Consider the following 22804-nt stretch of genomic DNA (forward strand, 5'->3'; position numbering starts at 1 on the left):
AGATCACACCAGCTGTGCAAGGGGGAACCCATGGCCGACGACGGCCCCCAGTACCCGGATTTCCGGCTCCGGCTGCCCAACGGCGGCCCCGAGGCCCGGGGACGGCTGCTGACCGAGAAGGGGACGAACGGGAGTCAGAAGTTCGTCGTCCTGGCCGGTTCTCCCGGCCGGTCCGAGGTGGTGCCGTCGTTCCCCGTGCGCATGCCGTCGTCGTACCGGCTGAGGCAGCGGCTGATCGACGAAGGGGTCCTCACCGAATCGGCCAAGTGGCCCGGCTGGCTGGAGACGACGCGGGACGTCGAGTGCAACTCGCCGTCGGCCGCCGCCGAGATCCTGGTCGGTCGCAGTGCCAACGGCTGGCTGGAGTGGAAGACGGACGACGGCCATCCGCTCTCCGACTATCTCGACCAGGTGTGGTGGGGGCCCAACCGGGCCTGGCTGGTACGCGGCTCCAATGTCTCGGGCCTCGACCTCGTCCGGCGCCTGTGGCTGCCCGAGGGGTTGGTGACCCTACGCGCACGCCACCTGCGGCAAGGTGTCGAGCAGGGCGTCAGCAAGGACCGGCTGCGCACCGCCGTCGAGGAGGACTACGCCTCCACCGCGACGTACAACCAGAAGGTGCAGCTGGTCGAGGAACTGCACATGTTCCTCTCCCGGATGAAGCCCGGCGACACCATGTGCACCATCTCGGGCGGTCGGCTGTACGTCGGCAAGATCACGGGCGACGCCGAGCAGCTCGCTTCCGAGGACGGCCGGTCGGATCTGCGCCGACCGGTGGACTGGGCGGACGACGGGCACGCGTACGAGGGCCTGCCCGAGGCACTCCAGCAGAAGCTTTCCGCGCAGCATGACGTCGTCGACCTGACCGCGGTGAAGGACCTCATCGACGGCCTGGGGATAAGCGACGAGGACCTGATCGAGGAGGCCGAGGCCGCCGATCGGGACCCGAGCGTGGAGGTCCCCGCGCTCACCGCCCGGCGTGAGCTGGAGCTGCCCGAGCCCACGGACGAGTTGGCCGAGGAGCTCCTCGTACACGACACGGACTGGTTGCGTGAAGTGCGTGATCTGCTGTGGGACGAACGGCAGTTGGTGCTGTACGGCCCGCCCGGGACCGGTAAGACATATCTCGCCCTGAAGCTCGCCGAGTTCCTCGGTGGCGGGCCCGAGCAGGTCAAGCTCGTGCAGTTCCATCCGTCGTACGCGTACGAGGACTTCTTCGAGGGCTTCCGGCCGCAGGAGGATCCGCAGACCCGCGAGGTCGCCTTCCGGCTCACCGCCGGCCCGCTGCGCGAACTCGCCGATCTGGCCTCCCGCGAGGGCAACCGGCACATCCCGCACTTCCTGATCATCGACGAAATCAACCGCGCCAACCTGGCCAAGGTCTTCGGCGAGTTGTACTTCCTGCTGGAGTACCGCAACAAGTCCGTCCGGCTGACGTACTCCGGCGACGACTTCGCGCTACCGCCCAACCTCTTCGTGATCGGCACCATGAACACCGCCGACCGGTCGATCGCCCTCGTCGACGCGGCGATGCGCCGCCGCTTCGCCTTCGTCGAACTGTCCCCGCGCACCGAGCCGACCAGCGGACTGCTGCGCCGCTGGCTCACCCGCGAGGGACACGACGCCGAGCTGGCCGACCTGCTCGAAGCGCTCAACTCCCGTATCGACGACGCCGACTTCCGCATCGGGCCCTCGTATCTGATGAAGCGGGGCGTCTATCGGGAGGGCGGCCTCGAACGGACGTGGCGGACCAAGATCCTGCCCCTGCTGGAGGAGTACCACTACGGGGAAGGCGTAGACGTCGAGAAGCGGTACGGGCTCGCCGCCCTGCGGGAGTCGTCGAGGTGACCCGTGTCGTCGAACTCGTCGAGCACGCGGCAGCCTCAGGCGTCGCCCTGCCGGACGCGGTCGGGCGGGCACTGGCGGCCGGGGACATCGTGGACGCGGCTCCTGATCCGTATGTCCCTGGGCGCTGGTCCCTGCGGGCCGGCAGCAAGGTCGGCGCGGTGGCGGTCGCGGTGCCGGGGGACGACGAGCCGATCACCGTACGCGTCACCCCCAAGGTCCCCATCGCCCGTCTCTTCTTCCTCCTCGGGTACGGCCTCGACCCGAAGGGCGGTTGGCGGGACGGGGACGTCGATGTCACCGGGCACCGCGATCTGCTGCCCGCCCTCGCCCATGCCGTCGAGCGGCAGATCGACCGTGCCCTGCGGCAGGGGCTCCTCCAGGGCTATCGGACGACCGAGGAGACGTCCCTGGTCGTCCGGGGCCGCATCCGGGAAGCCGAGCAGATACGGCGTCGGTTCGGCGCGACGCTGCCGGTGGAGGTGGAGTACGACGAGTTCACCACCGACATCGCGGAGAACCGACTGCTGCGCGCCGCCGTCGAGCGCCTCCTGCGACTGCCCGGCGTACCCCACGACGTGCGTCGCGGGTTGCTCCACCAACGTGCCCGCCTGGCCGAGGTCACGGTGATCGTGCGGGGTCAGCCGCTGCCTGCCTGGCAGCCGAGCCGGCTCAACTCGCGCTACCAGCACGCCCTGCTCCTCGCCCGGGTCGTTCTGGACAACGCCTCCGTCGAGCACGCGGCCGGTGAACTGCGCGTCGACGGCTTCCTGTTCGACATGAACAAGCTCTTCGAGGACTTCGTGACGGTGGCACTGCGCGAGGCGTGCCGTGGCCTCGGGCACTCGGCGCGGCTCCAGGATCCTCATCACCTCGACGAGGCGTCCGCGATCCGCATGAAGCCCGACTTCGTGCTCTACGGGCCGCACGGCGCCCCGTGCGCCGTCATGGACGCCAAGTACAAGGCCGAGAAGCGGGACGGCTTTCCGGACGCCGACCTCTACCAGATGCTGGCCTACTGCACCGCCCTCGGCCTGCGCGAAGGTCACCTGGTGTACGCCAAGGGCAACGCCCCACACGCGGCCCACGTGGTCCGGCACGCGGGCATCGTCATCCACCAGCACGCCCTCGACCTCGACCAGGAACCCTCAGGGCTGCTCGCGGAAGTGGCGAGAGTGGCCGACCGGCTGGTGAGCACCCCGCGCGTATGATCGACTGCGGAGTGTCCGTTCAGGGTGGGGAGTGCGCCTCATGCCGCAGCTCGCGTTCGCCAACAGCTTCTGGGAGAGCTACGACGTCCTGGAACGGCCCGTCAAAGCCGGTGTGCGCAAGGCGATGCAGAAGTTCCAGCAGCTCACCGTGCCCGAACTGCACGCGGTCCACGAACTCCGCGACCCGGGCGCTGGAGGTCCGCAACGTCGAGGCGATCGAGCAGCTGACCCCGGCCCTGGAGAAGGCCGCCGCGGCCGCCGACGCGCTGCTCTTCGCGAGGTACTCGGACACCGTCCTGCGCGAACTCGGCATCGACGACCAGGTACTCAGGGCCGTGCGGACCATCGTCGACAAGGCGCAGCTGCGGGCCTTCGAGACACTGCTGCCGGAGGACCAGTGTGAGGTACTGCAGTACCTCGCCGAGGGCTTCAGCCCCGAAGAGGTGTACCGAGACGTGGTCGCCGTCCGACGGCCCGTCGACGCGGGACCCGACCCGGACGAGAGCCTGGCCGTCGTCATCGCCAACACCAAGAGCCGCATCACCCTGGTCACCGGCCCGGAGGAACTCGCCGACATCCTGGAGAAGCCGTTCACGGCCTGGCGGGTGTTCCTGCACCCCTCCCAGCGGCGTGTCGCCTACCGGACTTCCTACGGCGGCCCGGTTCAGGTCACCGGCGGACCGGGGACCGGCAAGACGGTCGCGGCACTGCACCGGGTCAAGCACCTGCTCACCCGCTCCCCGGACACCCGCGTGCTGCTCACCACGTTCACCAACGCGCTGGCCGGGTCATTGCGGGAGAACCTTGCCGTGCTCCTGGACGACGACGAGTCGCTGCTCACCCGCGTCGAGGTGACCACGGTCAACGCCTACGCGCACGGCATCGTGACTCGTCTCGACGGCCGGACGCCCTCCCCGATCGGTGACCGGGAGGAGCGGCAGGTGTGGCAGCGGGTAGTCAAGAAGCTCGGCCTACCCTGGACGGAGCAGTTCCTGACCCAGGAGTACCGCCACGTCGTCCTCGCCCAGGATCTGCGCACTCTGGACGACTACCGCGCGGCCTCCCGGCGCGGTCGCGGCAGCGCGCTCTCGCCGACCAGGCGGGAGCAACTGTGGCCTGCCGTCGAGCTGTTCGAGTCCATGCTGCGCGACCAGAAGACCACGACCCACCTCAAGGTGTGCGCCCGCGCGGCCGAGCTCCTGGCCGCTTCCGCCCCCACACACGACCACGTCGTGATCGACGAGGCACAGGACCTGCACCCGGCCCAGTGGCGCGTCCTGCGCGGCGCGGTGGCGCCCGGCAGCGACGACCTGTTCATCACCGGCGACCCGCACCAGCGGATCTACGACTCGAAGGTCTCACTGGGTTCGCTCGGCATCTCGGTGGCCGGGCGCACGCACCGGCTGCGCATCAACTACCGCAGTACGGAGGAGATCCTCGCCTGGTCGACGGGCGTCCTCACCCCGGTGTCGGTCGACGACCTGGGTGGCGAGGGCAGCGACACCCTCGCGGGTTACCGGTCGCTCCTGCACGGGCGCAGACCACACGTGAACGGGTACGCCTCGGAGCAGGCGGAGATCGCGGCGCTCGTCGAGCGCGTCGAGGGCTGGATCGCGCAAGGCATCCGGCCGTCGGAGATCGGCGTGTGCGCCCGCTTCAACGTGCTGCTCGACAAGGCGTACGACAAGCTTGCTGCGGCCGGGGTGCCGGTGGTCCGGGTCAGAGACAATCCGGGGCCGGATACGGAGGGCGTACGCCTGGCGACCATGCACGCCATGAAGGGACTGGAGTTCCGCTGCGTCGCCGTCCTCGGAGCGACGGCGAGCGCACTCCCCTTCGCCCGCGAAGTGACTCCGGCGTACGTGGACGCGCTACAACACGACTCGGACCTGCTCCGGGAGCGCTGTCTGCTGTTCGTGGCCTGCACACGGGCGCGAGAGGCGCTGGCAGTGTCATGGAGCGGATCGGCCAGTCCATTCGTTCCGCAGGCGAAGTGACGTACAGCCCATGATGTGACTGCCCGTCAATCTGCTGGCGCGAGCGCCCCGTTGCCGAGCCCGTCCCGTGCCAGCGCCGCCGCCTGCTTGCTGAGTTCGGCCACCTTCCGCGCGCGCTCCTCAAACTCCTGCAGTGCGCGGAATGCTGCCCCGTACCGACGCTGTTCGGCGATGTCCATCTGCGGGATGCGGACGCCCTTGCCGTCGAGCCGGTAAGTGCCGCTGGCGCTTGTGGACCGACGGGTGTTGGCCGCGCTGCGCAGAAAACCCTGGAGATAGTCGGTATCGAGCTGATCGCTCACCGAGACCGGCTCTGGATCGCCGTACTCGACCAGACCGGCACGCGCGAGGTCGGCGACACTGACGGAGGGCCCCTCCAAGGCGCTGGGGCCAACGCCCTCCATCAAGGTCGGCAGCAGGTCGGCCAGCAGCCGCACCTGCTCGGCCCACTCCCGCCGAAGAGCCCGGTACTCGGTCGCGTAGTCGCGATGAGACTCCTCGACGTGACGGCCGGGAGTGAGATCCACGGCGTCGTCGAGCAGTTCGATCAAGGGTACTTCCGCCGTCTGGTCGGGCCCTGGCTCCAGCGGACCGTCCGGATCGTTCGCCGTCAGGTCGACCATGCGCACCCTGGCGACGGCATCATCCGGGGATTGCGGGCGGCGCAGATGCCAGAGGTGTACGGGAAGCGCGTGCGACGCAGCGCTCCCCGGTGGGAGGGCGATGATCTCCGAGAGGATGCCGCGCCGCACGAGCTCGGCCCGGATACGGCGGCCGGCCTTGCGGTAGGCGACCGAGGCGGGCATGACCATGAGGACGCGGCCACCCGGCGCGGTGTGCGCGTAGGCGTGTTGCAGCCAGGCGAGTTCGCCTTCGGCACGCGAGGGTGTGCCTAGCTCCCACCGGGGGTCCAGGAGCAGATCCTCGCGTCCCCAGTCGGTGGCACCGACGGGCGGATCGCAGACGACGAGATCGGCCTTGAGGTCCGGCCAGTGGTCGTCGCGCAGGGAATCTCCGGTGAGGATGTCGACGCCGGTGCGTCCCGTGAGATCGGCTCGCAACTGCGCGAATCGAGCACTGCGGGCGTCAGCCTCCTGACCACACCGCGTCGGCCCGAGCTCGGGTCCCACAGTCAGCAGGAGCGTTCCGATACCGCACGCCGGATCGAAGAGGGTGGCATCAGCGGGCACTTCGCCGGCGAAGTGCCGCACCGCATGGACGATGCGCGGCGATGTGACCTGGTCGGACCCGGCCCGGCGCACTGAGTCGGTGAAGCGCTCGGTAAGCGCGCTCACCACGTCACCGGGTGATCCACTGTCGCCGAGCTTCCGCGCCAGTCGAACGGCATCCGTTGGCAGAGCTTCCGGGGCCTCGCCCTCGACACCGGCGAACACCTGGGCGACATCGGCGAGCCCACCGATCATCTCGTCGCCGTAGGCCGCTCGCAGGGCCTGCCACAGCTGCACCTCCTCCGAGACATCCTGGCCCTTGCGCTGCTTGTCCAGCCACGCCTGCACCGCAGCCAGGTCGAACAGCGGACTGTTCACACCGCCGCCTGCGGGCGCGGGAAAGTCCTCGTACCGCCGTCTCCAGTTGGAGACTGCGGCACGTGTGACGCCAGCGAGCCGGGCGATCTCGGAGCCGGTGACAAGCGGTCCACCGACTGGCGGGGCGGGATGGTCTGCCATGCGCGTCACCGTACACGGATCCTATGGCCCTATCAATCAAGAGAGTGCGTTGACAGTGTACACAAATCCATATGTGCTGCCAAGGAATCCCTGGTTAGATGTCGATCTTCGCACTGCCTCCCGAGATCGCCCTGCCCCGAGTCGTGTACGGGTTCGGGCAACGGGTCGGCTTGGCGCAGTCGCAAGCCTTGAAGGAGGACTCCACGCCGCGGGCAAGCTGCCGGGCCACGTGTCGAACGTTCCGAGCGCAAGTCAGTGATCAGACACCCGCTTCTACGCAGCGGGTGGGCGGTCAGCAAGCGGAGACTCGACTGCGACACATGCTGACCGTTTGCTGACCCGAGGCGAGCCAACAGGGCCCTGACCTGCACAAGCGTCCAGATGCTAGATCTTGGACTTGAACATGGTTCGAAGCACGAGGAAACTCCCGGTTTGTCTGCTCCCTGCCCGCTTATTGCAGGTCAAGGGCGTTCTCCGGAGGTTACATCGTTTCGCGGGTTCGATCAGCTGTCGCCGGGTGTTCGAGGACTCACGCAGAGCCCACAGATCCGGGAGCCGCCAAGCCGGCCGGCCTCCGGACAGGGCTGCGACAGGCCGGCGTCGGCAGTGGGTCATGTGATGCTCGGCGGCGGGTGAGGGTTTACCGCGGCGTGGGTGCGGCACTCGGGCAACGCGAGTGGCTCCTCCGACGAGTCCTCGCCGTGCGATGCACCGGCCAGGCGCATCGGGAGCCAGCCCGGCAGCACCGTCGGGCGGAACAGAAGGCGATCGATGACGACGATCGGTGTCGAAGAGGAGTACCTGCTGCTCGACCCGGTCACGGGTCTGCCCGTCCCTCTGGGGGACAAGGTGCGAGCAGCCGCGGGCCTGGGGCACCTCGTGGCCGACCGGGAGGTGCAGTGCGAGCTGTTGCAGGCGCAGGTCGAGGTGGCCACGCCGGTGTGCGGCACGCTGGAGGAGGTCGGCGGGCACCTGCTGCGGCTGCGGCACGCCCTCGGGGCCGCCGCCGAGGAGCACGGCTGCCGGATCGCCGCCTGCGCCACACCCCCGCTGCGCCACGGCCACCCCGTGGCCGTCACCGACCGGGCCCGGTACCGGGCCATGCTCACCCAGGCGCCCCAGCTCGTGGCGGAGCAGCTGGTCAACGGCATGCACGTGCACGTCGGTGTGCCCAGCCGGGAGACGGGCGTGCAGGTCCTGAACCGGATCCGGGTGTGGCTGCCGGCCCTCACCGCCCTGTCCGCGAACTCCCCGCTGTGGGACGGTCACGACACCGGCTTCGCCAGCTGGCGCACCGTGATCTTCAGCCGCTGGCCGGTCAGCGGCATGCCCCCGCACTTCGCCGACATCGCCGACCACGACCGGCGCGTGCAGCAGCTGCTGGACAGCGGTCTGATCTCGGACACCGGTCAGCTGTACTGGCAGGCCCGGCTCTCAGCCCGGTACCCCACCATCGAGGTGCGGTGCCTGGACGTGCAGCTGCGCGCGGACGACGCGGTGATGCTCACGGGCCTGGTACGGGCGCTCGTGGAGACCGCGCTGGCGGAGACCGCCGTCGGCGCTCCCGCGCTCGACTGCGACCAGGAACTGCTACAGGCGAGCATGTGGCACGCGGCCCGCCACGGACTGAGCAGCACCCTGGTCGACCCCGGTGGCCGGCAACGCCGGGCCGGCGAGATGCTGTACGAGCTGCTGCGCCACGCCGCTTCCGCGCTGGACGCGTCGGGCGACAACCGGCAGGTGACGGCCCTGGTCCACCGGCTCCTGCAAAGCGGCACCGGCGCGGACCGGCAGCGCGCCGCGCTGGCCGAAGGCGGCCTGCCCGCCGTCACCGACCTGATCCTCGCCCAGAGCACCATGCCCTGAGACCACGGGAGCGCCGGGGTACAGGTCCAGTACCGCCGCCGACAACCAGCCGCCGATCGGCACCTGCACCATCAGCGGATGCACCAGGTGCCCCAGCCACCTGCCGTGCAGCAGGTCCCGCCCGTCACCGAGCGGCAGGGCCCGCAGCCCTTGCGGATCCCCTCGATCACCGCGTCACCCTGTCCGACGACCTGCTGGCGACCGTCCACCGGGCCCTCGGCGACGCCCCCGTCACCGGACCCACCCTCGCTCCCGCCGCCCGGACCGGCGTCAAGCACCGCTGACCGCACGGCGAGCAACGCAGCCGACTGCCGTCGCGACCCACCTGCCGGCTCGGCGTCCCGGCTATTCCCCGCGAGGGGGGTACTGGCTTCCTCTCCCTCGCGGGGCCGGGACTTCCTACGGTGGTCGCCATGACCATTCCTCCTCTCGCCTTGAACAACGGCGTCGAGATGCCGGCCCTCGGCTTCGGCGTCTTCCAGTCACCCCCCGAGGAGACCGCCGAAGCGGTCGAGACCGCGTTGCGGACCGGCTACCGGCACATCGACACCGCTGCCGCGTACGGAAACGAACGGGAGGTGGGCGAGGCCATCCGCCGCTCCGGGCTGGACCGCTCGGAGGTGTTCATCGAGACCAAGGTCTGGGTGAGCGACTACGGGTACGAGCAGACCCTGCACGCCTTCGACAAGGCCGCCGGGAAGCTGGGCGTGGAGCAGATCGACCTGCTGATCCTCCACCAGCCGGCTCCGAAGGTGTTCGACGCGACCATCGCCGCCTATCGGGCGCTGGAGAAACTCCTGTCCGACGGGCTGGTCCGGTCCGTCGGAGTCAGCAACTTCATGCCCTGGCACCTGGCCCCGCTGCTGGAACGCACCGACGTCGTGCCCGCCGTGAACCAGGTCGAGCTGCACCCCTACTTCACCCAGCCCCAGGTGCAGGAGGCCGACGCCGAGCACGGCATCCTCACCCAGGCGTGGTCGCCGATCGGCGGCATCACGTTCTACCCAGGCTGGGGCGAGCACCGCAGGAGCACGCTCGCGGACCCCGTACTGCGCGAGATCGCCGACTCGCACGGGAAGACGCCGGCGCAGGTCATGCTCCGCTGGCACCTGCAACAGGGGCGCTCGGCGATCCCGAAATCCACCAACCCCGCGCGCATCGCCGAGAACTTCGACGTGTTCGACTTCGAACTGTCGGCCGGGGAGATCACCCGCATCGACGCTCTGGACACCGGTGTACGCCACGGACCGGACCCCGACGAGCGGGACCCCCTCAGCCTCGGGATCACCATTCCCGAGGCGTGATCGGCACGGCCACCGGCGGACGCGGACGGGTCGGCCTGATCACGCACTCCGGCCCCGCGCCCGGGTCAGCCGCTTCGCTTCGATGACGGTCGCGACGGCGTGCAGCCAGGTGGCCGCGGTGTCGTCGGCGGCGATCCCGCCCGCGAGTTCGGCGCCGGCCCGCAGCCACTCCCGTACGAGGACGGCCGCCTCCGGGCGGGGCAGGGGCTCGGGCAGCTCCGCGGCGCGGGCGAGTCCGCCGGCGCGCACGGTGTCGGCGAGGAAGGCGACCGAGCGCGGCTCGGTGCCGAGGCGGTCGAGGAGGACGGCCGCAGCCGCGGCGCCGTCGCCGAACAGGGCGGTGCGCCGGGTGCCGGGCTCGGCGGTGAGGCCGTACCGCACCAGGACGGTGATGTCGAGCCGGGCCAGCTCGTCGTCCGTGCGGTCCGGCGGGTACGGGGCGTCGTCGTTCATGGCGGGGCCTCGGGTGTCCCGTCCCTCAGTGGACGGTGACGGTGTAGGTGATGCGCCGGGGGGTCTGGGAGGGGGTGGTCGGGGAGGCGGAGGGGCCGGTCGTCCCGGGGGGCCGGGTGGAGGTGTTGCCCTGGCAGGTGGTGAACGTGCAGTGCAGCAGCGTGAATTGGGTGGTGCCCTTGCCCTTCGCCTCGAAGGTGAAGGTGAGCCGGCCGCCGGCGCCGGCCGCCGGCTCGTCGCCGGAGTCGGCCGCGTAGTGACGGCCTCGGCTGGCCAGCACCGAGCTGTCGGGCGCGGGGTCGACCAGGTACCAGTACTCGCGGGTGGAGGCGTTCTGGTCGACGGTGAGCGTGAAGCGCTCACCCGGCCGGGCGGTGATGCTGGTGTCCTGCACCGGGTGGCTGGTCGGACGGCCCGTGGTGCTCGTGGAGCCGTCGGCCGGTTCGCCGGTGCCCGAGCCGCAGCCCGTGGCGAGAGCGAGGAGCGCGGCCACCGCGATCGCGGCACCGCCCCTGCTACCGCGGGAGATAGACGCTGTACGCGTTGGGGAGATCACTGTTGGAAGCCTTGCCCATGTGGCCGTTGATGAAGTCGTCCTCGCTGACCCAGGTGGTGGAGCCCCAGGGGTTGTACACCTGAAGCATGTCACCCTCCTGGGCGATGATGGTCATCGCGTGGGCGCCCTCCTTGCCCGAGACGTCGACCGGCACCGGCCGTCCCCGCGCCACCGACTTCTCGACCTCGGTGAGGACCGCCCTGCGGTCGGCGGCGCTGTTCAGGTCCTGCCGTTCGTAGTCGGTGCCGGTGGCGCTGCCGACGGTGGTGTCGTTGATCCGTTCCTGCCCCTCGGGCCCCATGCCGCCCCAGTTCTCGCCGCCGTCGCCCGCGGTGTGCAGCCGGTGCTGTTCGGCCACCAGGCGCTGCCTGAAGGCGTCGGGGTCGTCCTGTTGCCCGTCGGGGCCGCCGGTGAGGTCGAGCGCGTAGAGGGGGTCGACCATGGCGCGGGACGTGACGGTGGACGAGGCGACGCAGGTGCCCTCGGAGCCGTCGCCGCCCTGGACCCAGCGCTGGCCGTCGAACGTGACGTAGTCCTTGTTGTTGTTCGAGCCGTCCGGCGCCAGGCCCTCGTCGTCCATGCTGTCCGAGGCGGTGACCACCGGAGTGAGGTGCCGGCGCAGCCAGGCCGGGTCCTTGCCGTGGATCTTGTTCTGGAACGTCTCGATCTCGGCGACGCTGTGCCCGGCGGCCAGGGCCTTCATCAGGTAGGCCCGCTCCTGCGGGCTGTCCGACTTCGCCAGCATCCGCTCCATGGCCGTCTCGTCGTCGAGGCTCAGCAGGTCCATGCGCGCCGACGCGCGCTCCAGGTCGCCGGCCGTGAGGATCTCGTTCAGTTCGGCGTCGGCGCCCGCGACGCCGGTGTCAGCGAGCATCACCTTGTCGACGGCGGTGAGTTCGCTGGTCTCCATCTTCCCGGCCCGTGCCTCGGCGGCCCACTTGTTCAGGTCCCGGGCCGCGACGCGGGTGGCCTCCTGGGCGTCGGCCACGGCGGCGTGCATCAGGTCGACCGCGAAGGAGCCGAAGTGGGCGGCGTTCTTGCGGTCCCACTCCTCCTCGTCGTTCTCGTGCAGGTCGTCGAAGAAGCCGTCCTTGCCGCCGAGCGTCTTCTTCTGCTCCAGCAACTGTCCGCGCCCCTGCTCGTCCTTGCGCTGCGCGGCGCCGATCGCGTCGGCCAGCGTCAGCAGCACCGTCGCGCAGCCCTGGAACGCCTCGCTCATCCGGTTCACGGACCGCCCGGCGGCCTTCACGACGTCGGAGGCGAGGACGCTCGTGTCGCCGACCCACACCTCCGGAAGGCCCTTGCGGCCCACCCGGTCGACCTGGTCGAAGACGCTGCCGACATGGTCGACCTGGCCGCGGTAGAGGCTTGCCAGGCCCTCCAGCACGGCCGGGTCGCCGCCCGGTTCGGGCACCGAGAGGGCGTCGTCGATCAGGTCGAGGAGCTCGTTCTTGCTCCCGGCGCCGAGCATCTTCTTGGACAGCCCCGCGAGCCAAGTGAGGCGCAGGGAAGGGGAGTCGAGAGGAGAGGAGAAGAACGACACCGGCCCGTTCCTCAGTAGCTCGACAGGACCGAGGTGCGCCCGCCCCGCGTCGATGTGCCGGCGAGACCGCTCGTGCCGCCGGCGGGGACGCCGTCCGCGTGCGTCTTCACCAGGCTGTCGGTGCCGTGGTACGTCTTCTTGGCCAACTGCACCTTGCCGCCGAGTTCGTGCAGCGCCGACGCCAGTGTCTTGGCCTCCGCCTCCCAGGCCGTGACGAACGCGTTCAGCGCCGACGCGGCGTCCTCGCCGCCGACCTCGCCGTACGAGTAACTCGTGCGGGACTTCACGGCCGAGCCGATGCCGTCCATGTCCGTTCCGGCGTCGTCGAGTTGCTGGGCCTGCCCGGTCATGCCCGCCCTGACCTGGTAGCCGTCCGAGCCCACCGCCGCCTCCCCCGTACGCGTTCGATCGTGACCGCGGGCAGGCTAGCACGCACCTTGCATGCGCAGATCACACATCGTCAGGAGCTGACGGACGCCGTGTCCGTCCGGCGGGCGGACAGCAGTGACAGGCAGTTCTCCCACAGGGCATCGAGGTGCCGGGTGTCGTTGTAGAGCTTGGCGAACAGCACCTGGCCCTCAAGCTGGGCGACGATCGACCGGGCGGCCTCCCGGGCGTCGCCGACGGTGGCCTCCCCGCGGTCCCTGGCTTCGGCGACGACCTTCTCGACCATCTCCACCTGGGCCTCGAAGATCTGTTGCAGGCGTTCGCGGATGGGTTCGGTCTGGTTGCTCAGCTCCAGGGTGAGGTTGCCGAACATGCACCCGGAGACGGTCCCGCAGCTCTGCTGCCCGGCGCGCAGACCGGCCTCGGTCTCCTCGAACAGCCGGCGAAGCCGCGCCAGCGGTGCACCGCCGCCTCGCAGGACACGGGCCCAGTCACCGCGCTGGGCCTCCCAGTGCTCGTCGAGGACGGCCAGGGCAAGAGCCTCCTTGGACTCGAAGAAGTAGTAGAAACTGCCTTTCGGCACCCCGGCGGCCTTGCAGATCTCGGCCACACCCAGCGCCGAGTAGCCACGCAGCTCGATGAGCGGCTGCGCGGCGGCCAGGATCTTCTCCCTCGCGTCACTGGTGCGTCCCATGCCGCAAGTGTACGACCGGTCGTCTATAAGGGGGGTGCGGCGGCCCCGGGGGTCCGGTGTGGCCCCGGGCGTCCGACGTCACCCCCGGGGGGCCGGTGTGGCCCCCGGCGTCCGACGTCGCCTCCGGGCGTCCGGTACGGCGCCCGGGGACCGCGCGGACCAGTGGCCGGCGCTCTGGCCGCCGTCGACGTGGAGGATCTCCCCGGTGACGAAGGGTGCTTTCTCCAGGTGGACGACCGCGTCGACGACGTCGCCGACCTCGCCCATCCGGCCGAGGGGGTGCGGACCCGCGAGCGTCTCGTGGGACGACTCGGGGTGCATCGGGGTCTTGATGACGCCGAGCGCGACGGCGTTGCCGCGCACGCCCCGGTCGGCGTACTCGATCGCCGGCGCCTTGGTGGCGGACTGAAGACCATCCTTGGTCAGGGAGGCCGGCACCGAGGGAACCGCCGAACCGGCATGGTCGACCAGACTCGTCGTGACGACACCCGGATCCTCCGTCGCGGCGATCCCGCGGGACGTCGCCACCACCCCGTGACCCAGCTTGCGACAGGCGTCCGCCAGCGCGGCACCGATGCCCTGCGACGACCCCGTGACGGAACCCCGCGTCAGGCCCGCCACGCGCGGTGGGAGGCCGCGCCTTCCAGCCGGGAGGAAGCAGGTCCAAGCAATCCGGGCTCCCCGTTCGCACCGACGGAGTCCCGAGCCCGCTCTGGTAGGTTCAGCCTCTCAGCGCGCTAGCATGGCCCGGGTGGAATTGCGCCAGTTGCGGTACTTCGTCACGGTCGCCGAAGAACTGAACTTCGGCCGGGCCGCAGGCAGGCTCCTGATCGCCGGTCCTTCCTTGTCCCAGCAGATCAAGGCCCTGGAACGCGACCTCGGGGTGCGCCTGTTCGACCGGGACCGCCGCTCGGTCGCCCTCACCCCGGCCGGAACAGCGCTTCTCCCCCGCGCCCGCGCCCTCCTGGACAGCGCCGACGACCTCCGCCACCACGCGGCGAGGATCGCCGGCTCGGAGCCGGTCCGGATCGGCTACGTCAGCCGGCTGCCCGCGGACCTCACCGCGCGGACCTCGGCCGTGGCGCGTGTGCACGTCGACGCCTGGGTCGCGCCCTCGCACACCCAGGCCGCCCGGGTCGCGGACGGCAGCCTCGACCTCGCGGTGTGCTGGGTCCGCCGGGACGACCTGCACGCGCGCGGGCTCGATTGCCGGCTCATCGGCGCCGACCGCCTGTACGCGGTCTCCGCCGGCAAGGACGCGGCCGAGGTCCGCGCCCGGGACGTCGTCGTCCTGCTGGACGACGACGCCACCGCATGGCCTACCTGGAACGCCTACGCCGAGCAGTTCGCCCGCGACACCGGCGCCCGCACGGTGCGCATCTGCGACGGCGGCATCACGGGGCCGGCCTTCTTCGACCACGTGCGCCGATCGCGCCGGCCGATCCTCAACTCGCCGAAGTCCCAGACGGCCCCCCTCCCACCCGAACTGGTCGCGTGCCCGGTGGTCGAGCCCAAGGTCTACTGGACCTGGTCCCTGGTCTGGCGGCGCGGCGAGACACGTACGGCCGTCCTGGACACCGTCGACGCCCTCACGGACGGCGTCGGCGACTTCGGCATCCACGACCCTGACGCCTGGCTCCCCGCCGACGACCCGTATCGGCAGTAGGCGATCATCCGGCCGACGCGCAACCGAGGGGGTGACTCGGGAGGCATGGGCCGCCTACGGCGGGAATGCCGGGCCCGGCCGGTGGACACCGGCGTCCCGGGTGCGCGCCCGATGCCGGGCCGGTCGAACGGAACCGCACGCGTGGCTCCTCCGAGGGCCTACCGGCCGCCCGCCCGCCGCGGGCACCGGGCCGACGGCACTGTCACCGCCGCGCCCACGCGGACTGGGAAGCGTGGCCTCGCACGTGTGAGACGACAACTCCCGGATGAAGCCCCCTTGACCTTTGATCGCCACCAACGTCGGCATGGAGTGCGTCGACCCCACCGGCGGCCCCGGCGGTGCCCCACTGGTCGGGCCCGACGGCCGGCCCGAGCATGTGCGTGCCGCCATCGACGGCGGCCTGCGCCGCCTGGGCGCCGACCACATCGACCTACCAGCTCCACCGCGTCGATCCGGACCTGCCCGTCTAGGAGACCTGGGGCGTCCTGGCGGAGACGGTCACCGCGGGCACGGCACGGCACGTCGGCCTGTCCGAGGTGGGCGTGGAGCAGATCAAGCCAGGCCGTCCACCCGGTCACCACCGTGCAGTCCGAGTTCTCCCGGTGGACCCGCGACGTCCAGGCCGAGGTCCTGCCCTACTGCGCGGCCCAAGGCGTCGGCCTGCCGCCGTACTCGCCGCTGGGCCGCGGCTTCCTCCTCGGCCGCTTCAGCTCCTCCGACGAACTGCCGGAGAACGACCAGCGGCGGCGTCTGCCCCGGTTCCGGCAGGACAACCTGCGGGCCAACCCCGCCGTCGCCGCCGAGGTCCGCGCAGTCGCCGACCGCGTCGGCTCCACCCCCGCGCAGATCGCCTGGCCTGGCTCGTCGCCCAGGGCGAGCACGTCGTTCCCATCCCGGGCGCCAAGACCCCGACGTACCCGGCCGAGAACGCGGGCGGCGCGGACGTCCGGCTGTCCGCGGCCGACCTCGCCGGCCTCGACGCCATCCCGGCCCCCGTCGGCGCCCGGTACTGACCCTTGCCGTACGCACGCGCCGTCCAGGGACCACACCGGCACGAGCTGACGAGCCGTTCGAGGGCGGCCCCTGGGAGGCTGAGGCTCCCAGCAGGGAGGAAGCCGGTCCTGGAGTCCGGCCATGTGACGGGCGCAGTCTGGGGCCATGGGAATCGGACGGCACGTCATCCGGAAGCCGCCGGCCAGGAGCCCGGGGCCGGTCGCCGCACTGCCGGCCGACGGGCCGACGGCGCCGCCGGGGAGCACCGGCCCGTGACGGCCGGGCGGCCCCACGTTCGGCGCCGCCGCCCGCGTCTGCCGGGCGGCTCGCCCCCCGCGGCCCGAACCGGTCCCCGTGGAGGGGAACGGCCGGTCACCGCTTCGGAGCCGCCGCTCACCAGCCCAGAGGAGGCCGGCGGCACCGCGTGACCGCCGTACAGCCCCCCAGGGCGAGGGGGCGCGGGCCTCCGCCGTTCCCGACCGATCCGTCGAACAGCCCCGAGGAAGACCGCATGACCGAGACACCGCCGCGAGACAGGGCCCGCGCCGCGGGAGACGCGACCCGAACAGCCTGGGTCCACATCGCGCGGGCCGCTGCCGCGCTGGCGGCCGGCATGGGCGTGGGCCGCTTCGTCTACACCCCGATCCTGCCGCTGATGCACGCACAGGCGGGACTGTCGGCCGCGGCAGGGGCGAACCTGGCCACCGCCAACTACGGGGGATACCTGGCCGGGGCTCTCGCCGGAACCCTGCTGCCGCGGCTGGTGCGTTCCGCGGCCGTGCTGCGCGCCTGCCTCCTGGGGCTGATCGCCTCTCTGGCCGCGATGCCACTGGCCCGGTCCACCACCCTGTGGCTGCTGCTCAGGCTGGGCGCGGGAGTCCTCAGCGCACTGGTCTTCGTCATCGCCGCCAGCTCACTGCTCAGCCATCTGCGTGACCACCCGGCCCACTTGCCCGGCTGGGCGTTCGGCGGAGTCGGCGCCGGGATCGCCCTGTCGGGCCTGCTCGTGCTGGTGCTGCGCACGGTCGGCACCTGGCGGGCCGCGTGGTGGGCCGCCGCGGCCCTGGCCGCCGCGCTCACCCTCGCCGCCTGGGGGTTGCGGCCCGAGCCGGCGCCCCGGCCGGGCCCCGCGGCGCACTCGCGGGTGAGGGCGTCCGGACCGCGCACCCACCGCTGGTTCGGCACCCTGTTCGCTTCCTACACACTGGAGGGGATCGGTTACATCATCGCCGGTACGTTCCTCGTCGCGGCCATCGAGCAGACCTCGCCCGGCTGGATCGGCGGCGGCGCCTGGGTGCTGGTGGGCCTGGCGGCCATCCCGTCCTCCGCGATGTGGGCCGGGCTGGGACGCCGGTGGTCCCGCCCGGACCTGCTGTCTGCCGCGCTCGCCGTGCAGGCCGTGGGTATCGCCTTGCCGGCGCTGGTCGGCGGGGTGGCGGCCGCACTGATCTCCGCGGTGCTCTTCGGCTCGACCTTCATCGGCGTGAGCACGCTGGCTCTCGCGGCCGGCGCACACCTGCGGTTCCCTCGCGCGGTGGCTCTGTTGACCGCCGGGTACTCGGCCGGTCAGATCCTCGGCCCGCTGGTCGCCACGCCCTTGCTGCGCCACGGCTACCACCAGGCCCTGGTCCTGGCCTCCGCGGTCGTCCTGGCCGCGGCGCTCGCCGCCCTGGTTCTCCGCGTCGGATTCCCGCACCACGCGCCGGCCTCGGACCACCCCGTCCGGAGCCCGGCACCTGTCCAGGGCCGCCCAGGCGCCTTCCTGGACGCTGACGAAGCGGGGCCCGTGGACTGACCGCCGAGCATCCGGCCGTGGGTCCACCCCCAGTGACCGGCCACGTCCCGCTCGCGGAACGCGTCTCACTTGAGGAGCTCAAGCAGCCGATCCGCCAGGACCGCGGACGAGTGAGGGTTCTGACCGGTGATGAGGTTGCGGTCCTCCACCATGTACGGCTCCCAGGCCGGACCGCGGCTGAAGTCGACGCCCACCTTGTCCTTCAACTCGGTCTCCAGCAGCCACGGTGCCCTGGAGGCGAGCCCGACACCCTCCTCCTCCTCGTCGGTGAAGCACGTGACCCTGTACCCCTGGAAAGGCGACTCGCCGTGAATCCTGGTGGCGAGGATCGCGGAGGGGGCGTGGCACACGATCGCGAGCGGCTTGCCCGAGGCGAGCTGCGCCGTCAGCAGCCGGCCGGCGTCGGCGTCGAACGCCAAGTCCGCCATCGGACCGTGGCCGCCGGGCAGGTAGACCGCGTCGTAGTCCTCCAGACGGACGTCCGACAGCTTCAGTGGCCGCCGCATCACCTCCGCGGAACGGATGATGGCCTCCAGTTCGAGGGCACCTTCCTCACCGCCCGCCATCGAGGGGCGCAGGCTCATCATGTCGACGTTCGGGACCACGCCGCCGGGTGTCGCCACCACGACCTCATGACCGGCTTCCGTGACCTTCTTGTACGGCACGGCGAACTCTTCGGCCCAATAGCCGGTCGCGTATCTGGTGCCGTCCTTTAGCACCCAGTACGTCGCCCCGCTCACTATGAAAAGTATGTTTGCCATCACGCTCCGCCTCCTCGCCCCGCCCGGCTCGTTGTGGAATGCGACTTTTCCCACCCTAGGCGCACACCGGACCGGACGCATGCAGGGAACCGGCGCCCCGAGCGCATTCGTGCTCTCCCGGCCCGGCCGCGGAGTCGAGCTCCCCAACATCCTTGTGTTGCGAGATATTTGAGCGGCGCAAGCGCCCAGCCGACGGACGACCGGCCCGTCATGGCCGCGCCGCACCGTGCGCTCCACCGCAGGCGCCCGCAGGGCGAAGCCGGGCAGCCGGACATCCCCATGCGCCGGGTGGACTTTTCACTAGTCGACCGGTCTACTATTGCCAGACCGGTCGACCTCACGACCGTCCCACCCCGATTCCCCGTGAAGTGGAGAGGCCCCGTGGCCACTGCCGTCAAGCTCGCCGTCGTCTACTACTCGTCCACCGGAACCGTCACCGAGATCGCCAAGGAGCTTCGCGACGCCGGCGTCAAGGCCGGCGCCGAGGTCCGCCTGCTCCGGGTCGCCGCCGCCCTCAAGGCCGCCGCCTGATCGACTTGACCACGGCTCACCGCGGGTGCTTCCTACCAGCATCGAGGCGCCTCTGCGAGAGCCGAGAGAGGAAAGGCCATGAAGGAGTTCCTGGTCGAGCTGACCACCACCGTGCCCGAGGGCACCGACCCCGACGAGGTCAGCCGGCGCCGCGCCGACGAAGCGGTCCGGGCGAGGGAGCTGGCCTCCGAGGGCCGCCTGGTCCGGCTGTGGCGCCCGGTGGGCGAACTCCGCAGCATCGGTGTGTGGCGTGCCGACGACGAGACGGACCTGCACGAGAACGTGCTCGGTACCCTCCCCCTGCGGCCCTGGATGACCGCGGTGGTCACCGCTCTGCAATCGCATCCCAACGATCCGGGTGCTTCCCGTGGGCCCGCCCGTGAAGGAGAACCGCGATGAACGGCACACCGGCGCAGGAAGCGGTCCTGCGTGGGGTCATGGACCGTTGGAAGTCCGCGGTCGACGCGCATGAACCCCGCCAGGTCGCCTCGAACTTCACCGAGGACGCCGTCTTCCAGGGGCTCCATCCCTACACCGTCGGCCGTCAGGGGGTCACCGAGTACTACGACTCACAGCCTCTCGGTCTGACCGCGGACTACCGGGTGCTGGAAGTACGGGAGTTGGCCGAGGACGCCCTGCTCGGCTACCTGCACGTCGACTTCTCGTTCACCGACCGGCCGGCCATCAAGGCCAATCTCGGCGTGGTCGTCCGGCGGACCGACGACCGATGGCGCATCGCCCACTACCAGGTGTCGAAGCTGGACTGACCGACCCCGGCAGCGGACGCGGGCGTCGTCGTCGCCGGGCAGGAGTACCGCGTCGGCCATCTCCGGGCCCGGCAGGGCGCATCGCGATGGTCGTGGCGGCCCGCAAGGACTGCTACCCGGGCTGACGCAGGCCCCGGACGGGCTCGCCGCCCACGGGAGCGCACCGGCGTGCCTCAGACAGGCCGCATCACCTGGGCCAGCCCCTCCGGGGTGTCGCGCACCTCCGGAGGCGGGCCCGGGTCGCACCTGTAGGTCACCCCGCCCACGGTGACCTCACTCGTCGCCTCGGACAGCGGCAGGTGCCCGGTCCTGCCGTCGGCCGGCCCGCCGACGAAGGTCACCAGCACAGTGATCGAACTCGGGTCCATCGCAGCCGTCGCCTCCCCACGCTCCATGTCACCGCGCATCCTGCCAGGCCGGGTGCGAGCCGTACGCACGCCTGGACGCCCGGTTCACCGGCGGCCGGGGTCAGGAGGGCGGTTCCGTGCCGGACTGTTCGCTGGCCATGTACCGCGCGTACCAGTCCGGCCAGTCCGGATCCTCCGTGCCGATGCGGGCCTCGTGTTCCCCGTGCGCCGCCGCGGCCCGCCGCAGGGCTCCGGCCAGGTCGTCGGCCGAGGAGAACGCGGTGGTCGCGGGATCCAGCCGGCCCGGGAGGCGGGTGGTGACCTCCTGGAGGAACCAGCCGTTGCCGTCCGGGGCGCTGAAGGCCAGGTAGGAGCCGTAGCTGCCGCGCTTCGGGTCGGGACCGGGCACGCGGGCCTCGGTGCCGGCGTGGTGGAAGATCCCGCCGGCGTCGTGGAACACCTCGCTCGGGTCGGCGCCGCACCGCGTCAGCTCCTCGTGGGCGGCCTCGATGTCGTCGACGACCAGGTACAGGCCCTGGGCCGAGCCCGGGGGCCGGTCGGTGACCGATCGGCCGAAGATGACCGACGCAGGGGAACCCGGAGGGGTCACCTGCACCACCCGGAAGTCCTCCTCGGGGGCGAAGTCGCCGTCGAGCCTCCAGCCGAGGGCGGTGTAGAAGTCCTTGGCCCGGTCGACGTCGGCCACCGGCACCACGACGATCTCCAGTTTCATGTCCATGGCTTGCGCTTCCCGTCTCGATGGCTCGCGCTTCGATGGTCAGTGGGCCACGAGCTGCTGGCCGCCGTCGATGTCGTAGGTGGCGCCGGTGAGGGCGCCGTTCGTCATGATGTGCAGTGCGAGGGCGGCGACGTCCGCCGGTCCGACCACCCGGCCGATGGGCAGGGTCCTTCTCAACTCCTCGCGGCGGGCCTCCAGTCGGTCACCGAGGAGGGAGGCCGACAGGGGGGTGTCCACGAACCCGGCGGCGATCAGGTTGACCCGGACGGGGGCGACCTCCAGTGCGAGGTGGGCGGTCAGCGCGGGCAGCGCGGCGGTGAGGGCGCCCGTCACGGCCATCCCGGGGGCGGGCCGGCGGCCACCGGTACCCCCGATGAACAACAGCGTCCCCCCGGCCCTGACCTTCTCCCGGCTCGCCCGTGCCACCGCGAGCAGCATCGCGATGCGCCCGCCGAAGTCCCGTCCCGCGTCGGTCAGGTCGAGTTCGGCGAGGGGGGTGTACGACGGGCTGCCCGCCGTGACCATCACATGGTCGACCTGCCCGGGCAGCTCGCCGAGGAACCGCTCCAGACGGCCGGTGTCCCGGGCGTCGAACGCGGCGGTGCTGCGCGGGTGCAGTTCGTCCGCCGCCCGCCGCAGACGTTCGGCGTCGCGTGCCACGAGCACCAGCGCGCCGTCGGCCGCACGTACCTGGCGCGCGGTCTCCAGGCCGATGCCCGCGCTGCCTCCCACCACCACGACCGTCTGCCCGGCCAGCCCTCCGCGCGTTCCGCCGGTTCCTTCTCCGGTCGCTCCCATCGCGCTCACCGGCTGTCACCGCCGTTCACGATGCCGACGAACTCGTCCGTGGTGAGGACGGCGTGGGCGTACAGAGGCGCGTTGATGTCGCAGGTCGCCGTCATCTCCGCCCAGCTGAAGGCGGCGATGGCGTCGCGGACGAGGGTCACGTGGTACCCCAGTTCCTGGCCGAAGCGCGCGGTGGTGTCCACGCAGGTGTTGGCCCGCATGCCGATGAGCACGACGTTCCGGACGTGGTGCTGCTTGAGCAGGAAGTCCAGGTCCGTGTTGGCGAAACCGCTCGACGCCCAGTGCTGCCGCGTGACGAACTCGCCCTCCCCGGGCCGGAAGTCGGGGTACCACTCGGCTCCCCAGCTGCCCGCGGCGAAGGTCTGCTGCCGCACGATGCGCTGCTGGGTCGGGGACAGGTGGTCCCACGTGACGTAGTCGTCCGGCGTCGTCTGGTGATGGGGCACGATGAAGACGCGGAAGCCCTGGCCGCGGGCCGTGGCGAGCATGGTGCGCATGTGGTCCAGCAGGCCGACGCCTTCCGCCACTTCCTTCCCCCGCGGCCACAGCTTGCCGCCCTCGGACAGGAAGTCGTTGTACGGGTCGATGATCAGGAGGGCGGTTCGGTCCGGGGAGTACAGCGCTTCGGAGGTCTCGGAAGTCATGGAGGGTTCCCATCCGGCCGGCGCACGGGCAGGCCCCGAGCCGGCTGCCGCGGGCCCGGGCCCGGAGACTTCAGTCTGTCACCCGTCCCGCCGAACGGCATCCGCGCCGATGGGCAGGTGAGCCGGGCCGGGGGTGACGTCCGCCGCCGACGGTGGTCGGCCGCCGGGGAGCCGCACGGGCACTCCGCGTCACCGGCGGCGGGCTCCCAC

General features: G+C 71.3%; 20 protein-coding genes and 3 pseudogenes. 11 read left to right on the forward strand and 12 right to left on the reverse strand.

Annotated elements, in window-relative coordinates; genetic code table 11:
• Positions 1-30: 30 nt before the first annotated feature.
• From AQJ11_RS39625 to AQJ11_RS39635, 3 genes and pseudogenes are all read left to right on the forward strand, one after another.
• Positions 31-1848, forward strand: a complete 1818-nt coding sequence (locus AQJ11_RS39625) for a DUF4357 domain-containing protein (protein WP_059266612.1) — start codon at positions 31-33, stop codon at positions 1846-1848.
• A complete protein-coding gene (locus AQJ11_RS39630; RefSeq protein WP_059266613.1) occupies positions 1845-3056 on the forward strand; it encodes an McrC family protein in 1212 nt (403 codons plus the stop codon). The genes AQJ11_RS39625 and AQJ11_RS39630 overlap by 4 nt, the downstream gene beginning before the upstream one ends.
• Positions 3057-3096: 40 nt before the next feature.
• Positions 3097-5053 (forward strand): annotated as a pseudogene (locus AQJ11_RS39635) (UvrD-helicase domain-containing protein).
• A gap of 26 nt (positions 5054-5079) precedes the next feature.
• On the opposite strand, the gene AQJ11_RS39640 reads toward AQJ11_RS39635, so the two are convergent.
• Positions 5080-6741: an N-6 DNA methylase gene (locus AQJ11_RS39640; protein WP_059266640.1), complete on the reverse strand. Its 1662-nt coding sequence runs from the start codon at positions 6739-6741 to the stop codon at positions 5080-5082.
• A gap of 771 nt (positions 6742-7512) precedes the next feature.
• On the opposite strand from AQJ11_RS39640, the gene AQJ11_RS39645 reads away from it, so the two are divergent.
• Both AQJ11_RS39645 and AQJ11_RS39650 read left to right on the forward strand, forming a co-directional pair.
• On the forward strand, positions 7513-8607 hold the full coding sequence (locus tag AQJ11_RS39645) for a carboxylate-amine ligase (protein WP_058082927.1): 1095 nt from the start codon (positions 7513-7515) through the stop codon (positions 8605-8607).
• 413 nt (positions 8608-9020) lie between these two features.
• Entirely contained in the window at positions 9021-9911 is an 891-nt protein-coding gene (locus AQJ11_RS39650) for an aldo/keto reductase (protein WP_208616733.1), read from the forward strand.
• A 39-nt stretch (positions 9912-9950) separates the two neighbouring features.
• Here the strand turns inward: AQJ11_RS39650 and AQJ11_RS39655 are convergent, their stop codons facing one another.
• From AQJ11_RS39655 to AQJ11_RS39680, 6 genes and pseudogenes are all read right to left on the reverse strand, one after another.
• Positions 9951-10364, reverse strand: coding sequence for a hypothetical protein (locus AQJ11_RS39655; protein ID WP_014676349.1), 414 nt, complete (start codon positions 10362-10364; stop codon positions 9951-9953).
• Between the two features lie 25 nt (positions 10365-10389).
• Entirely contained in the window at positions 10390-10857 is a 468-nt protein-coding gene (locus AQJ11_RS39660) for a protease inhibitor I42 family protein (RefSeq protein WP_059266615.1), read from the reverse strand.
• Positions 10858-10879: 22 nt separating this feature from the next.
• Positions 10880-12463, reverse strand: a complete 1584-nt coding sequence (locus tag AQJ11_RS39665) for a hypothetical protein (protein ID WP_059266616.1) — start codon at positions 12461-12463, stop codon at positions 10880-10882.
• Between the two features lie 11 nt (positions 12464-12474).
• A complete protein-coding gene (locus tag AQJ11_RS39670) occupies positions 12475-12846 on the reverse strand; it encodes a hypothetical protein (protein ID WP_014676346.1) in 372 nt (123 codons plus the stop codon).
• Positions 12847-12923: 77 nt separating this feature from the next.
• A complete protein-coding gene (locus AQJ11_RS39675; RefSeq protein WP_059266617.1) occupies positions 12924-13544 on the reverse strand; it encodes a TetR/AcrR family transcriptional regulator in 621 nt (206 codons plus the stop codon).
• Positions 13545-13706: 162 nt separating this feature from the next.
• Positions 13707-14165, reverse strand: a pseudogene (locus AQJ11_RS39680) (SDR family oxidoreductase); the annotation flags it as partial.
• A 121-nt stretch (positions 14166-14286) separates the two neighbouring features.
• Here AQJ11_RS39680 and AQJ11_RS39685 point away from each other — a divergent pair.
• The 3 genes from AQJ11_RS39685 to AQJ11_RS39695 all read left to right on the forward strand — a co-directional run bounded on the left by AQJ11_RS39685 (position 14287) and on the right by AQJ11_RS39695 (position 17998).
• Positions 14287-15210: a LysR family transcriptional regulator gene (locus AQJ11_RS39685; protein ID WP_059266618.1), complete on the forward strand. Its 924-nt coding sequence runs from the start codon at positions 14287-14289 to the stop codon at positions 15208-15210.
• Positions 15211-15321: 111 nt separating this feature from the next.
• A complete protein-coding gene (locus AQJ11_RS52930) occupies positions 15322-16272 on the forward strand; it encodes an aldo/keto reductase (RefSeq protein WP_425265021.1) in 951 nt (316 codons plus the stop codon).
• Between the two features lie 544 nt (positions 16273-16816).
• Entirely contained in the window at positions 16817-17998 is a 1182-nt protein-coding gene (locus AQJ11_RS39695; RefSeq protein ID WP_059266641.1) for a YbfB/YjiJ family MFS transporter, read from the forward strand.
• Between the two features lie 65 nt (positions 17999-18063).
• Here the strand turns inward: AQJ11_RS39695 and AQJ11_RS39700 are convergent, their stop codons facing one another.
• Positions 18064-18759: a type 1 glutamine amidotransferase domain-containing protein gene (locus tag AQJ11_RS39700; protein WP_208616734.1), complete on the reverse strand. Its 696-nt coding sequence runs from the start codon at positions 18757-18759 to the stop codon at positions 18064-18066.
• A 381-nt stretch (positions 18760-19140) separates the two neighbouring features.
• Between AQJ11_RS39700 and AQJ11_RS47460 the strand changes: the two are divergent.
• From AQJ11_RS47460 to AQJ11_RS39710, 3 genes and pseudogenes are all read left to right on the forward strand, one after another.
• Positions 19141-19287: pseudogene (locus tag AQJ11_RS47460) on the forward strand (NAD(P)H dehydrogenase); the annotation flags it as partial.
• 81 nt (positions 19288-19368) lie between these two features.
• Positions 19369-19689: a muconolactone Delta-isomerase family protein gene (locus AQJ11_RS39705; RefSeq protein ID WP_059266621.1), complete on the forward strand. Its 321-nt coding sequence runs from the start codon at positions 19369-19371 to the stop codon at positions 19687-19689.
• Entirely contained in the window at positions 19686-20057 is a 372-nt protein-coding gene (locus AQJ11_RS39710; RefSeq protein WP_014676336.1) for an SgcJ/EcaC family oxidoreductase, read from the forward strand. The genes AQJ11_RS39705 and AQJ11_RS39710 overlap by 4 nt, the downstream gene beginning before the upstream one ends.
• Positions 20058-20230: 173 nt before the next feature.
• Here AQJ11_RS39710 and AQJ11_RS39715 read toward each other — a convergent pair whose 3' ends face one another.
• The 4 genes from AQJ11_RS39715 to AQJ11_RS39730 form a co-directional block, all read right to left on the reverse strand.
• On the reverse strand, positions 20231-20452 hold the full coding sequence (locus tag AQJ11_RS39715; RefSeq protein ID WP_244218587.1) for a hypothetical protein: 222 nt from the start codon (positions 20450-20452) through the stop codon (positions 20231-20233).
• A 73-nt stretch (positions 20453-20525) separates the two neighbouring features.
• Positions 20526-21143: a VOC family protein gene (locus AQJ11_RS39720; RefSeq protein ID WP_059266622.1), complete on the reverse strand. Its 618-nt coding sequence runs from the start codon at positions 21141-21143 to the stop codon at positions 20526-20528.
• Between the two features lie 39 nt (positions 21144-21182).
• Positions 21183-21941, reverse strand: a complete 759-nt coding sequence (locus AQJ11_RS39725; protein ID WP_059266623.1) for an SDR family oxidoreductase — start codon at positions 21939-21941, stop codon at positions 21183-21185.
• 5 nt (positions 21942-21946) lie between these two features.
• Positions 21947-22594 (reverse strand): cysteine hydrolase family protein, encoded by a 648-nt coding sequence (locus AQJ11_RS39730; RefSeq protein ID WP_059266624.1) that lies wholly within the window; start codon positions 22592-22594, stop codon positions 21947-21949.
• Positions 22595-22804: the final 210 nt, after the last annotated feature.

It is taken from the genome of Streptomyces corchorusii, assembly GCF_001514055.1.
Taxonomy (GTDB): domain Bacteria; phylum Actinomycetota; class Actinomycetes; order Streptomycetales; family Streptomycetaceae; genus Streptomyces; species Streptomyces olivaceoviridis.

Excerpts from the sequence above, each read along its gene's own strand:
- AQJ11_RS39625 (WP_059266612.1), top strand. The coding sequence starts at position 31 with ATGGCCGACGACGGCCCCCAGTACCCGGATTTCCGGCTCCGGCTGCCC.
- AQJ11_RS39640 (WP_059266640.1), bottom strand. The coding sequence starts at position 6,741 with ATGGCAGACCATCCCGCCCCGCCAGTCGGTGGACCGCTTGTCACCGGC.
- AQJ11_RS39645 (WP_058082927.1), top strand. The coding sequence starts at position 7,513 with ATGACGACGATCGGTGTCGAAGAGGAGTACCTGCTGCTCGACCCGGTC.
- AQJ11_RS39650 (WP_208616733.1), top strand. The coding sequence starts at position 9,021 with ATGACCATTCCTCCTCTCGCCTTGAACAACGGCGTCGAGATGCCGGCC.
- AQJ11_RS39655 (WP_014676349.1), bottom strand. The coding sequence starts at position 10,364 with ATGAACGACGACGCCCCGTACCCGCCGGACCGCACGGACGACGAGCTG.
- AQJ11_RS39675 (WP_059266617.1), bottom strand. The coding sequence starts at position 13,544 with ATGGGACGCACCAGTGACGCGAGGGAGAAGATCCTGGCCGCCGCGCAG.
- AQJ11_RS39685 (WP_059266618.1), top strand. The coding sequence starts at position 14,287 with ATGGCCCGGGTGGAATTGCGCCAGTTGCGGTACTTCGTCACGGTCGCC.
- AQJ11_RS52930 (WP_425265021.1), top strand. The coding sequence starts at position 15,322 with ATGCCGGGCCGGTCGAACGGAACCGCACGCGTGGCTCCTCCGAGGGCC.
- AQJ11_RS39695 (WP_059266641.1), top strand. The coding sequence starts at position 16,817 with ATGGGCGTGGGCCGCTTCGTCTACACCCCGATCCTGCCGCTGATGCAC.
- AQJ11_RS39700 (WP_208616734.1), bottom strand. The coding sequence starts at position 18,759 with ATGGCAAACATACTTTTCATAGTGAGCGGGGCGACGTACTGGGTGCTA.
- AQJ11_RS39705 (WP_059266621.1), top strand. The coding sequence starts at position 19,369 with ATGAAGGAGTTCCTGGTCGAGCTGACCACCACCGTGCCCGAGGGCACC.
- AQJ11_RS39710 (WP_014676336.1), top strand. The coding sequence starts at position 19,686 with ATGAACGGCACACCGGCGCAGGAAGCGGTCCTGCGTGGGGTCATGGAC.
- AQJ11_RS39715 (WP_244218587.1), bottom strand. The coding sequence starts at position 20,452 with ATGGAGCGTGGGGAGGCGACGGCTGCGATGGACCCGAGTTCGATCACT.
- AQJ11_RS39720 (WP_059266622.1), bottom strand. The coding sequence starts at position 21,143 with ATGGACATGAAACTGGAGATCGTCGTGGTGCCGGTGGCCGACGTCGAC.
- AQJ11_RS39725 (WP_059266623.1), bottom strand. The coding sequence starts at position 21,941 with ATGGGAGCGACCGGAGAAGGAACCGGCGGAACGCGCGGAGGGCTGGCC.
- AQJ11_RS39730 (WP_059266624.1), bottom strand. The coding sequence starts at position 22,594 with ATGACTTCCGAGACCTCCGAAGCGCTGTACTCCCCGGACCGAACCGCC.